Source organism: Acidovorax sp. GW460-11-11-14-LB4, assembly GCF_059423685.1.
In genome coordinates, this window is the sequence record NZ_JBWKYJ010000062.1 from 17177 (window position 1) to 28304 (window position 11128).

General features: G+C 64.5%; 20 protein-coding genes. 17 read left to right on the top strand and 3 right to left on the bottom strand.

All coding sequences use genetic code 11. The features are described from left to right. Positions 1-25: 25 nt before the first annotated feature. The 3 genes from AC07X4_RS18640 to AC07X4_RS18650 all read right to left on the bottom strand — a co-directional run bounded on the left by AC07X4_RS18640 (position 26) and on the right by AC07X4_RS18650 (position 1251). A complete protein-coding gene (locus AC07X4_RS18640) occupies positions 26-319 on the bottom strand; it encodes a hypothetical protein (RefSeq protein ID WP_343735250.1) in 294 nt (97 codons plus the stop codon). Then, positions 316-822 carry a phage regulatory CII family protein gene (locus AC07X4_RS18645; RefSeq protein WP_494740927.1) on the bottom strand — a complete coding sequence of 169 codons (507 nt, stop codon included), beginning with the start codon at positions 820-822 and terminating at the stop codon, positions 316-318. Before AC07X4_RS18645 ends, AC07X4_RS18640 begins: the two co-directional genes overlap by 4 nt. A gap of 204 nt (positions 823-1026) precedes the next feature. After that, positions 1027-1251, bottom strand: a complete 225-nt coding sequence (locus AC07X4_RS18650; RefSeq protein WP_494740928.1) for a hypothetical protein — start codon at positions 1249-1251, stop codon at positions 1027-1029. Positions 1252-1292: 41 nt separating this feature from the next. Here AC07X4_RS18650 and AC07X4_RS18655 point away from each other — a divergent pair, with 41 nt between their 5' ends. The 17 genes from AC07X4_RS18655 to AC07X4_RS18735 all read left to right on the top strand — a co-directional run. Continuing rightward, positions 1293-1769 carry a hypothetical protein gene (locus AC07X4_RS18655; protein ID WP_494740929.1) on the top strand — a complete coding sequence of 159 codons (477 nt, stop codon included), beginning with the start codon at positions 1293-1295 and terminating at the stop codon, positions 1767-1769. A 73-nt stretch (positions 1770-1842) separates the two neighbouring features. Beyond that, a complete protein-coding gene (locus AC07X4_RS18660) occupies positions 1843-2211 on the top strand; it encodes a hypothetical protein (RefSeq protein ID WP_494740930.1) in 369 nt (122 codons plus the stop codon). Positions 2212-2222: 11 nt separating this feature from the next. Then, on the top strand, positions 2223-2846 hold the full coding sequence (locus tag AC07X4_RS18665) for a BRCT domain-containing protein (RefSeq protein WP_494740931.1): 624 nt from the start codon (positions 2223-2225) through the stop codon (positions 2844-2846). A gap of 131 nt (positions 2847-2977) precedes the next feature. Then, entirely contained in the window at positions 2978-3295 is a 318-nt protein-coding gene (locus AC07X4_RS18670) for a hypothetical protein (RefSeq protein WP_494740932.1), read from the top strand. Continuing rightward, positions 3292-3855: a hypothetical protein gene (locus AC07X4_RS18675; RefSeq protein ID WP_494740933.1), complete on the top strand. Its 564-nt coding sequence runs from the start codon at positions 3292-3294 to the stop codon at positions 3853-3855. Before AC07X4_RS18670 ends, AC07X4_RS18675 begins: the two co-directional genes overlap by 4 nt. Next, positions 3852-3983, top strand: a complete 132-nt coding sequence (locus AC07X4_RS18680) for a hypothetical protein (RefSeq protein WP_494740934.1) — start codon at positions 3852-3854, stop codon at positions 3981-3983. Before AC07X4_RS18675 ends, AC07X4_RS18680 begins: the two co-directional genes overlap by 4 nt. Next, positions 3980-4129 carry a hypothetical protein gene (locus tag AC07X4_RS18685; RefSeq protein ID WP_440597083.1) on the top strand — a complete coding sequence of 50 codons (150 nt, stop codon included), beginning with the start codon at positions 3980-3982 and terminating at the stop codon, positions 4127-4129. The genes AC07X4_RS18680 and AC07X4_RS18685 overlap by 4 nt, the downstream gene beginning before the upstream one ends. A 14-nt stretch (positions 4130-4143) precedes the next feature. After that, positions 4144-4467 (top strand): hypothetical protein, encoded by a 324-nt coding sequence (locus tag AC07X4_RS18690; protein ID WP_494740935.1) that lies wholly within the window; start codon positions 4144-4146, stop codon positions 4465-4467. Continuing rightward, positions 4464-5144: a deoxynucleotide monophosphate kinase family protein gene (locus tag AC07X4_RS18695; protein ID WP_494740936.1), complete on the top strand. Its 681-nt coding sequence runs from the start codon at positions 4464-4466 to the stop codon at positions 5142-5144. Before AC07X4_RS18690 ends, AC07X4_RS18695 begins: the two co-directional genes overlap by 4 nt. Then, positions 5141-5506 carry a hypothetical protein gene (locus tag AC07X4_RS18700; protein ID WP_494740937.1) on the top strand — a complete coding sequence of 122 codons (366 nt, stop codon included), beginning with the start codon at positions 5141-5143 and terminating at the stop codon, positions 5504-5506. The genes AC07X4_RS18695 and AC07X4_RS18700 overlap by 4 nt, the downstream gene beginning before the upstream one ends. Positions 5507-5511: 5 nt before the next feature. Beyond that, positions 5512-8037: a ParB/RepB/Spo0J family partition protein gene (locus AC07X4_RS18705; protein WP_494740938.1), complete on the top strand. Its 2526-nt coding sequence runs from the start codon at positions 5512-5514 to the stop codon at positions 8035-8037. Beyond that, positions 8034-8432, top strand: coding sequence for an ASCH domain-containing protein (locus AC07X4_RS18710; RefSeq protein WP_494740939.1), 399 nt, complete (start codon positions 8034-8036; stop codon positions 8430-8432). The genes AC07X4_RS18705 and AC07X4_RS18710 overlap by 4 nt, the downstream gene beginning before the upstream one ends. A gap of 245 nt (positions 8433-8677) precedes the next feature. Then, on the top strand, positions 8678-8944 hold the full coding sequence (locus AC07X4_RS18715; RefSeq protein ID WP_494740940.1) for a hypothetical protein: 267 nt from the start codon (positions 8678-8680) through the stop codon (positions 8942-8944). Continuing rightward, positions 8941-9441, top strand: coding sequence for a hypothetical protein (locus tag AC07X4_RS18720; RefSeq protein ID WP_494740941.1), 501 nt, complete (start codon positions 8941-8943; stop codon positions 9439-9441). Before AC07X4_RS18715 ends, AC07X4_RS18720 begins: the two co-directional genes overlap by 4 nt. Before the next feature lie 10 nt (positions 9442-9451). Further along, complete coding sequence (locus tag AC07X4_RS18725) at positions 9452-10600, top strand: hypothetical protein (RefSeq protein ID WP_494740942.1); 1149 nt, start codon at positions 9452-9454, stop codon at positions 10598-10600. Beyond that, the gene (locus tag AC07X4_RS18730; protein WP_494740943.1) at positions 10597-10794 is read left to right on the top strand and encodes a hypothetical protein; all 198 of its coding nucleotides are present in this window, start codon (positions 10597-10599) and stop codon (positions 10792-10794) included. The genes AC07X4_RS18725 and AC07X4_RS18730 overlap by 4 nt, the downstream gene beginning before the upstream one ends. Further along, positions 10791-11128 (top strand): helix-turn-helix domain-containing protein (locus AC07X4_RS18735; RefSeq protein WP_494740944.1); only part of this gene is annotated, 338 nt, incomplete at its 3' end. The genes AC07X4_RS18730 and AC07X4_RS18735, both read left to right, overlap by 4 nt.

An 11128-nucleotide genomic window follows, 5' to 3' on the forward strand; every position in this document is an offset into this window, starting at 1 on the left:
CATTCTGTTTCAGGGTCATGAGGTATCAGCCGCCCCATGCCCGCAGCACGCTGCTCAAGTCCACAAACCCATCATCCTGGCCATCCACCAGGGCGGCGGGCACATACTCGGCCACCGGGTTGTTGCGGTACTCCACCCGCCGCTTGCGCGCAATGCGCACCTGCCCTGCCCGGCTCATGTGCTTGACCGTGTGGGTCGCCGCCTTCAGGCCCACGCAGGCCACTGCAGCCATCTCGCGCAGGGTCGGGCCACGCTCAGGGGTCGCCAGCTCCAGGCAGGCATTGAACAGCGCCGTGCGCACCTCGCCAGCCGGTCTCATGCCGCACCGCCTTTGCCCGAAGCAGGCGCATTCCAACGCTCCATGGTGCGCTGGTGCTTCGCGTCCAGGTGGCGCATCAGGCCCTGCCCATCGGCCACCAGCGCCGCCCACTTGGCGCGCACATCATCAATCTCGTTCTTGCTGATCTGGCCATCCGCATCAGCGCTGGTCGCCGCAGTCACCAGGTCGGCAAACTCGCGCATCAGCTGCGCCAGGGCCTGCCCGGTAACCGCATCGCCATCGGCATTGCCACGGGGCAGCAGCACCAGCATGCCCCCTACCGCCTCAGCCACCCGCGTGGGGTAGTCCACCCCGTGGTCGCTGCCCAGCTCCACGCACATGGCGGCAATCTCGGCGGCATCCACCGCACCCAGCTTGTACTGGGGCGCAGCGCGCAGTTCCTTCTCCAGCGTGCTGGGCGACTTGCCCAGGCGGGCCGCTACAGCCTCCACGCCACCAGGGTAATGGCGCACCGCGCGCCGAACGGAATCAAGAACGTCCATCTGCTCCACCTGTCAAAACGCTACAGACACACACGGCCGCGCAGCAAGACACTGCGGGCCATGACAACGAGAAAAGAAAAGCGCACCACCACGCAGCCGCACAAAGCGCAGCGCACCTGCCCGCGCGCGGCACACCATGAAAGGGGTAAGGAGTCGGTCCCCGGCGGCGCGGCCTGGGGCGTGGTGAGTGCAGAAAGTGAAACGCTAGGCATGTGCAGCCCCGTGCGCAGACGGAGCGGCAGACGCTTGCACCAGCTCCGGCATGAACAGGTCCGGCCTCTCGACCTTGACCTGCGCCGGAATACCCCGCGCCAGCCAGTTCTGCACACGCTGTTGCCCGCCCTTTTTAGGCAGGTGCAACAGTTCAGCCACCTTCGACGGTCCACCCAGGGCGGTGATGATCTGGATGTCTTTTTGCAGAGCGTTCATGCCGCGATTTAAACACGGCGTTTAATAAAAATCAAATCGCCATGTTTAACAACGCGGTGTTTAGTGCCGGAACAATCACAGCCATGGCACAAATCCACTCAACCACCGAGAGGCTGTACACGGCAGCACGGGAGTTGCGGGATGTGACTGGTCAGTCTGCTGTAGCGCGATTGCTCGACATATCACCCCAGGTCATGAAGAACTGGGAGGCGCGCGGCGTCTCTGAAGGCGGCGCGCTCAAGGCCCAAAAGCACATAGGCTGCGACGCGAACTGGGTTCTGTATGGTGAACAACAGATGGCGTCTAGCGCTTGGACGCCACAGCCCGCAGCGCATGCAGTTCATGAAAAGACAGGCACCTACCACGTGGCAAAGACCTGGCCTTTCAGCACTTTCACACCCGACGAATACTTCAAGCTCCTCGATGCCGACTACCGGCAAAAGATCGAAGACCAGTTACTTGGCGCCATCACGCGCATGAAACAAGCCACGCAGCCCAAACTTGACAAACACGCCTGACCTGGGCGCAAGGGTGGGTGTATACCGTGAACTTTGTAACTAAAAAAATTCAGTCGGTCCACAAATCAATAGCATGATCGTCACGCACTCCGCGCACAACCCGCCTCCAATCAGCGAAGACTACGCTGTCCGTATGGAGGGGCCCGACAAAGGCTTAATCAATGCATGGATCACCGGCCTGGCGAAGCGTGTGGACGCGCCCGAGCTTGCGGCAAAGGCAACCGCAGGCGAGCTGCCCGTGCTCCCCTTTCGGGGCGGCGTTGAGGCTGCAATCAAGACCAAAACCAAAGTGGGGCACCTGCTGTATGTGGCCATGTGGCAGGGTCTGCGCGGTGAGGATCTGCAAGTTGACACCGATACCGAGCTGTCCATGACGTGCACCCGCACAGGCGTGCCCGTGCTCTACACCATGGACTTTGAAAAACTGCGCACCATCGCCTGACCAAAAGCGCTATGGCCCAGGAACAAGCCATTCAAAACGTTCTGGCGCAACGCCAGTTCGTCAAGTCTGCCCAGGTGCTCAGCGGCATCATCACGGGCATCGTGGCTGACGGCCAGCTGCACGACATGGAAATCCAGATGCTCAGCACCTGGATCAGCTCCAACCCTGAAGTTGCACAAAGCTGGCCCGGCTCTGCCATCGCCAGATACCTCGCCGAAGCGATGGCAGACGGTGTGATCACTCCAGAAGAGCGCGCCCATCTTCTGCAAACACTGCAGCAACTGGTGGGCTCCGACTTCGCAGAATCGGGCGCAGTCGAATCCGAGGTCGCTGCCCTACCCTTCGACGAAACTGCCGCCACGCCGCTCCAGAACAGTCGCATCTGTCTTACTGGCGAATTCGTTTACGGGACAAGGTCCGCATGCGAGCGCCTGGCAGAAAAGGCTGGATGCACACCGGTCGCTGCCGTAAGCAAAAAGGTGCACTACCTCATCGTCGGGACGAATATCTCCCCCCACTGGGTGAACACCTCCTACGGCACCAAGATCCTCCGCGCCATGGAGCTGCGTGAAGAAGGCCACCAGATAGGAATCCTTCGTGAACGCGACTGGCTGAACCTCCTTCAGCAGTCATAAAGACCCGCAGCACGCACACAGGCCCGCTCAATGCGGGCCTTGTTGTTTGCGCCTTGTTTTAAACATCGTGTTTGACTTGAAAATAAACATCGTGTTTAAATTCGCCCCACGTTCACCAAACGAGGGCCGAAATGCAAACCCAACCCACCCCCAGTGCACACGTGTGCACAACCCTGCCGCCGGGCAATCTGCCCATGCGGGACCCTTACTTAAACATCAGCGCGCCCACCATGCTGGCGCTGGAGAGCCAATGCGGCAGGGTGCGACAGTTTTTCATTCGCCAGTTCGCGGCCAAGTTCCCCCCGGTGCCCATCGGCACTTGGTCAATAAACGAGACGCGCATTGACGAGGACGGCGAAGCCTGGATAAAGAAAGATCAGGGTATCCACTACGTGGTGGACGACTTCGGCTTTCTGGCGCGGGTTGATGGCAACGGCGGTGCCGCATGAGCAAAGTCGCCACTAACCAGGCGCTGCTCAAGGCCCTGGGCATCGACCAGCCACTGATCACCGCCGTGCAGATCAACATGCGGCACGGCAAGCTGCCGGTGGTCACCATCGAGCGCCATATCGCCAGCGACTCCATGCTGAAAGAGGTATCGCACTTCGACCTGGTGCTGCGCGAAGAGGCCGAGCCAGCACCAGCGCCCGCCCCCGCGTTTGACCTGGATGCCATGTGCGCATCTGCCCGCCAACGCATGGCCGAGACCGTTGCGCTCTCCACCGGCTATGCACTGGGCCAGCAGTTTGCGGAGAGCAGGCAAATCCGCATGCGCCTGGGCAAAGCCTGCGAGCGCTACAGCGCCGAGGCCAAGCAAGCAATCGGACGAATGGCCTTTGACACGTACATCAAAGACCTTGTGCGGGACATGAAGACCAAAGGCGTGTTTTCCCGGCTGGCTGGCTTGTCCGCTTTGGGTGGTGTGACCAGCCCTGGCCTCGCCAAAGCGCTGACCGACGCCCCCCGCTTCAACTCCATTGGTTTCGATTTTGGGAGGGACAACAAATGATCCCCTGCACCATCACCGTGGGCGCCCTCACCTACGCGGGCCTCTTCCCCAGCACCTGCGCGGCAGTGCTGGACGCCATGGAACGCTTCCCCAGCGCCACCCGCATCACCGCGAGGCCACTGCAATGAGCGCCCCCATCCAGCTCATCCGCCTGCGCACCCGCCGCACCCGGCACCAGGGCCTGCGCATTGCCGCACGCATTGGCATGTTCGCCCTGTGCGCTGCGGTGTTCCTCACCGTGTTCGCCTGGGTGTACCTGCACCTGCCCCGCTGACAAGGATGCCCGCCATGCCCACGCAAACCAGCGCCATCACGCTGCGGGTACGCGGCCTGGTCACCAGCAGCGTCTACCGCTTCACCCGCCACGGCCTGCCCGTGGTGGAGCTGGAGATAGCAGACCGCGCCACCGGCCAAACCGTGTGCATCACACACCGCTACCCCAACGGGGGCACCGCCAGCTGCACCGCAGCGCGCGCCCTTGCCGCTCGCATGCGCGGCCAGCTGGCCGACCTGCAGGCCATCAACCCCAAGTTCAAAGCCAAGCGCCTGGAGTGCGAGGCCGACCTGATCAACCCACCACAAACCGGCGCAGAGCGCCTCGACCTTCAATGACCCAATCCACCCACGTCATCGGCCTCACCGGCCCCATGGGCAGCGGCAAAGACACCGTTGCAGACTTGCTCACCACCCACTGCGGCGCCCACAAGATGGCCTTTGCCGACGCCCTGCGCGCCGAGATCGTAGAGGCCTACTGCATCGAGCACGTGTACCTCACCCGGCGCGAAACCAAAGAGCACCCGCTCAGCGCCCTGGCGCTGTCCCGCTGCCTCGACACCGCATTCGTCGGCCGCATGCTCATCCAGCACCAGCTCTTCAACGACGGCCAGCTCGACTTGGAAGCGCCCCGCAGCCCGCGCCAGATCATGCAGTGGTGGGGCACCGAATACCGCCGCGCTGCTCAGCCCGGCTACTGGGTCAGCAAGGCCGCGCAGCACATCCACTGGCGCCATAAAGCCATGGGCGACCGCCTCATCGTCATCACCGACGTGCGGTTTGAAGACGAAGCCAACCTGGTGCGCGGATTGGGCGGGCAGATCTGGCAGATCAAGCGCCCCGGCTGCGACGTGCCAGCCAGCGCCCACGTGAGTGAAGTGACGGGCGAGGCTTTCACCCCCAACCTAGTCATCAACAACTGCCACGACATGCGCCACCTGCAGCAGCTGGTGCTGGGCGGCTACCTCGCGCACGCTTGCCGTGTGCCAGGCCTGCGCGTGGAGGTGCCAGCATGACCCGCGCCCGCCCCACCCGTGGCACCGACAGCATCACGCTGGCCAAGCCCAACGAAACCAGCGTGCACATCGTGCGCCCCAAGCCAGCACCGCTGCGCCAGGCGGGCCTGCAGCCCATCGGCACCACCACCACATCGGCACACGGCAAGCCCCTGATCAGCCCCGTAGCCAGCCAAGCCGAGCTGCAGGCCCGCCGCAAGAGCGAACGCCTGGAGATGGCCACCGACTGCACCCCCGTGCGCAACAGCACCCAGCGCGGCAAGCCCTACACCTGCCCCGAGCTGCGCACCAACCCCTACCGCCCAGGCAGCGCCGACGCTTTCAGCCTGCCCAGCCGCACCAGCTTCGCAAAGAAGGGATGAGCACCATGGCAACCGCAGAACACGACACCGTTACCCAGGCCCTGCCCACCCCAGGCGCAGGCCCGCAGATGCGCATGGTGGAGGTGGCCCTGATTGAAGAGAGCCTCACCAACCCCCGCAAGCACTTCGACCAGGTCAAGCTGCAGGAGCTGGCCGACAGCATCAAGGCCACCGGCGTGCACCAGCCCATCCTGCTGCGGCCGCTGCCCGGCACGCGCCTGGCAGAAACCTTTGGGTTTCGCCGCCAGGGCGCCCCCCTGCCCGCTTACGAGCTGGTGGCCGGTGCCCGCCGCCTGCGCGCCTGCCGCCTCGCCAAGGTGGCCGAAGTGCCCGCCATGATCCGTGAGCTGACGGATGACCAGGCACTGGAGATCCAGCTCATCGAGAACCTGCAGCGCGTGGACATGAGCGAGCTGGAGGAGGCCGAGGGCTACCGCGCCCTGATGGAGCACAGCCACCTCACCGTGGAACAGGTGGCAGAGAAGATCGGCAAGGGCGACAGCAAGAGCAAAGGCAAAAGCTACGTCTACTCCCGCCTCAAGCTGCTGGACCTGTCGCCCGAGGCCCGCAAGGCCACCGAGGAGGGCCTCATCGATGCCAGCCGCGCCCTGCGCATCGCCCGCATCCCTGATGCCAAGCTGCAGGCCAAGGCACTGGCAGAGGCATCCCGCCGCAACCATCGCGGCGACTTCGCCACCGGCGTGCGCGAGTTCGAGGCCTGGCTGCAGATGAACGTCATGCTGCGCCTGGACAGCGCCCGCTTCAACATTACAGCGGTGGACCTGTGCCCCGGCGTCGGCAGCTGCAAGGAGTGCCCCAAGCGCACAGGCGCAAACCCGGATCTGTTCGCCGACGTGAACAGCCCGGACCTGTGCACCGACCCCGCCTGCTACCACGCCAAGGAGGCTGCACACACCACTGCACTGCGCGCCCAGGCCGAGGCCAAGGGCATGCGCGTCATCGACGGCAAAGAGGCCAAGGCCATCACCAGCGCTTACAGCAGCCAGATCAAGGGCTACTCGCGGCTTGACTCCACCCACTGCTACCCAGACCAACAGCCCGACAGCTTGCGCAATTTGCTTGCCGACAGCCCGGTGGAGGCCGTTCTTATCGAGCACCCCACCACTAAAGAGCTGATCGAGGCCGTGCCCACCGAAGAGGCCGAAGCCGTGCTGGTGCAGCGTGGTGTGCTCAAGACCACCGAGAAGCAGATCAACCTGGAAGAGCGCATCACCAGCCTCAAGCAGCAGTCAGCACACCGCCAACGACGTGCAGCAGGCACTGCGCTGTACAAGGCGCTCACCCAGGCTGCACACAGCACCCCACAGCCCGCCAGAGTGCTGGCTGATGCCGAGCTGCTGCGCGAGTGGCTCAAGCTCAAAACACGCGACATGGACGCCCAGGATCAGCTCACGGTGTGCTCGCTGCCCGAGGTGGAAGACGAGAACTGGGAGGCCACGCAAGCCCGCGCCCTTGCCCGCATTGATCGCGCCACCGATGGCGAGGTGCGCAGCTGCATGTTGGCCTGCCTGCTGGTAGAGAACGCCTACCGCTATGGCGAAGACGACGGCACCGCCATGGTCCAAGCCGCAGCCCGCGCCCTGGGCCTGGACGCGCACGACATCGAGGCCCAGGCGGTGGCCCGAGAGAAAGAAGAACTGGCCGAAGCCATCGCCAACCTGCGCGCCGCCATCAAAGCCCAGACCAAACCCGTCAAATCTGCAGCCCCGAAAACCGCTTCTACCCCTAACCCCGCTGCGCAAGCTACTACTACGCGCGCGGGAGAAAAGATCAAAGGGGCCAAGGGCAAAACCACCCCCGCTGCGCAAGCCCGCGCTACCGCGCCCAAGACCACGAAGGCCGAGGCGGCTGCGCAGATCGCCGCTGCGCTTGCCGAGGCCGAAGGGAACCAGGACCAGGCGCCTGCGGCGCATGGCAACGAAGGCGCCCCCGCTCCTGCGGGCGGTGGCGCGGGTGACGCTGAGCCCAGCAACAGCGCCGCGCCGGTAGATCCGTCGGTCGCGAGGCCATTCCCAGGCGGTCGGCCCGAAGCAAAGGCGACCGACTCCGCAGCTGCGCCCGGTGGTGAGGCCAGTGCAGGCGTGAAGACAGGGGCAGCAGCTAAGGGGGTGGCCGAGGCTCTGCCTGAGATCGACAAGGACACGATGGTGCGCATCAAAGAAGACGCGCGCGGCCCAAACGGCAAACGCCTCAAGACCTGCGGCCGCGTGTGCTGGGTGGCCAAGGGCGGCACCAAGGACCTGGTGCTGCACTACGGCCCCAAATTGAATGAGACCGTTCTCAACATAACCAGCGCGGACGTAGAGCCCTACAAGGCAGATCCCCTGATTGGCAGCAAGGTGCGTGTGCTGTCCAACCCCATAGCCATGCATCGCAACGAATACCGCTGGCGCCAGGGCACGGTCAAGGCCTGCACCGCCGATGGCTGGGAAATCATGTTCCCCGGCGTGAAGGGCGGCGTGGCCACGTTCATGACCTTCGGCACCGAAGAGCTGGAGGTGCTTGAATGATCAGCAAAGCCATCAGCATCCGCCAGCCCTGGGCCCGGCTCATCACCATGGGCTACAAGCCTGTGGAAAACCGCACCTGGCACACCCACTACCGTGGCCCCGTGGCAATCCACGCCAGCCAGACACTTACCTGGGCCGACTACGACCACTGCGTCAACTTCCTGTGTAGTGAACCCAGCCTGATCCACATCATTGACGCGCTGCCAGATCCCAAGGATCTGCCGCGCGGCGGCATCGTCGGCAAAGCCAACCTGGTGGCGTGCACACGCTTCCATGAGTCGCCGTTCTTCACCGGCGAATACGCCCACGTGCTGCAGGGCGCCGAGCCCGTGCGCTTCCAGCCCTGCAAGGGCGCGCTGGGCTACTTCAAGTTGCCGCAGGGAGTCGTGCCGTGAAGGCCGCACGCTCTACCAGGATCGCCCCCAGCGCTCCAGCTGCGGCACCCGAGCGCTGCGCGGCTTGCACTACCCCAACGCGGTGCAAGGCCCCGGCGCTAGGCACAAAGGGCAGCGCTTGTGTAGGCCGCGCCGCCGGAGCCGACAACTGCGACTGCCTCAACGCCTGCGGCGATGACCCCTGGCTGAAAGATGGCCGCTCTCAACCCTGCGCGCAGCGCAAGGAGGATCTGCGCCGCGATGCGATGGACCAGCACAGCTTCAACGTGCGCTGGACCTACGTGGTGCCCCCAGCGAACAACCGGCGCCTGGTGATCACCCAGCGACAGGACGGGGTGTTCAGAGCCAACAGCCTCAGATCGCACGGGCACTACTACGTCTCGATTGAACAGCTCGACCCCGCAACGTCGCGCTGGATACACGTGGACGGCTCCACAAGGGGCGCATTCCCTGCTTTCGATACCGCCCACCAACGGGCCAGCGATATCTGGTTTGGAGAGTCTCAACAATGACCCACGGCCGCAAGAAACCCCGCCAGCGCCGCGACATGCGCTCCCCCTTCGTTGTCGCGCTGATGCGCGCCACAAAGCACACGCCCGAAGAGCTGGCGAGCATCATGGTGCCCACGCGCGCCTGCCTCAAAGCCGTGCGCGAAGGCGTGGCCACGCAGCTGCAGTTCGAGGTGCTGCAGTCCAGCATGGTCATCGCAGAAGCCATCGAGCGCAGCGGCATCGTGCGCGGCCTGGCAGACCACATCGCCAGCGCCCTGCAGGCCTGCAGCGCCATCGAAGCCCGCGCGCTCACCTCGGGTGCATGGCGACAGACCGCCCTCTACTTCCAGGAGCTGGACGCCCTGGCCACCGCCGTGGATCTGCACGAATACCAACTGCAGCAGCTCAGCGCTGGCGAGCTGCACCGCATCGTGAACCACGTGAAGGCCCGCACCGCCAGCACCGGCGGCAACGTGGTCCGTATCTCAGAAACCGACCTGGCCTTGATGGCCGCATAACGGATTAACCATGACCAATCAAAACGCCCTCACCGCCATCCACCGCGCAGCGCTCAACCTGGTCACCGAGGCCTGGCGCTGCGGCGTGGTGGTCACCATCGAGACCACGCCTCACCAGCCCCTGGCAATGGGCAACTACGACATGAGCGTGTCAGTGCGCGAAGCCCGCCGCGTGCCCCCGTTTGCAGCCGACTACAGCGCCCGCCTTGGCACCGAGCTGCTCGGGGTCGCTGCGACCGCGCAGGCCCAAGCCAAGCGCATCATCCAGGGAAACGGTGCCCCCAGCGACCTCGCCCAAGATCGGCGCGATCTGCCTGACACCCTGAGCGTGCTGCAGCATGCCTTACAGCACGGGCTGGCGTCTCTCACCGAACCCAGCTCCCTTGACTACGCGCGCGAGCTGCAGGCCCTGCGCAAGAAGGTGGCCACGTATGAGGCGCGCGATGCGCTGGGGCTGGTTCCACCTCCAGCTGGTGAACTTGGCCCGGACGGCAAGGAATGGGCAAAAACAGCCGCTGGCTATGACCACGTTCAGGCAATGCTGCCCCGCGCCGATGGTGAAGCCAGAGGGCCATTCTGGTACGGCTGGGCGCTGCGCGGTGCCTTTGTGGCGGGAGCAGAGTGGCAGGAGGCGCGCAACCCGCAGACGCCGACAGCCACTTACTTGCCCCTCACTGCCGCCGAGGCGCGCGACCTGACCTGCATGCTTGCCGGTGCCCCTTGGCCCGACGAAATGCTGCCCGAGCTGCAACGCCTCCTGGGCATCTACGACAGCCTGCGCGCGCGCAATCAGCGTCCGGTTGATCCGGCCACGCTGCCGCGCAAAGTTGCCAAGGAGGTGATGAAAACGGGTCTGCTGCCAAACACCATGCCGCCAGCGGCAGCGCAGGAGCCGGTGAAGCGGGTGTTCATCGTGGCGACTGGCGAGGAACACGAAGGCGAGGCAACTTACACGCGCCATGACGATGCGCCGCCCCCGCTGTGCGACTCGGAATGCCTCTACGCCGCCCCACAGCCCGCTCCGACAGCGGAGACGGTGGATGCGCTGAAATTACTTGCGGAAGTGGCGGCATGTTTCACCCGTGACGATGACCTGCCAGATGGATTGCTAACTCGCATCGACGCAGCACTGGCTTCATATCGGGCAAAAGCCGCATGACCATCGACTGGTACACCGCCGACAAGGCCTACCAGGGCCACCACAGCCACTGCAACACATGTAGGGCTGCAGGCGCCCGCCCCGGCCAGCTGCAGCGCTGCCCTGCTGGACAGGAGCTGTGGAACAACTATAACCAGGCGGGCACACCGCCGCACCTGCTGCCACCAGCCGCAAAGAAAGACCCAGCAACATGATCGGCACCACCCCCGTGGCCGAAGGCCACACCCTCACCATCGAGCAGGCTGCCGAAGTCCTGCAGTGCGACACAGACACCGCAGCGGTGCGGTTCAACAGCGGCGAGCTACCAGGCGTGAAGTTTGGCCGCCGCTGGGTCATCCCCGCCCCGGCATTCTTCAAACGGCTGAACGAGCTGGCCCTGGAAGAGGCTGATCGGCGGCGAGCAGAACTTGCAGGATTGCGAGCGAATGCAAGGCTTAAGGCAACCACCTCGCAAGTCCTACTACATGGAAGCACTACCTCAAATCCGCGTGGACGGCGCAGAAAGCCACTGCCCCAGCTACCCCAGCT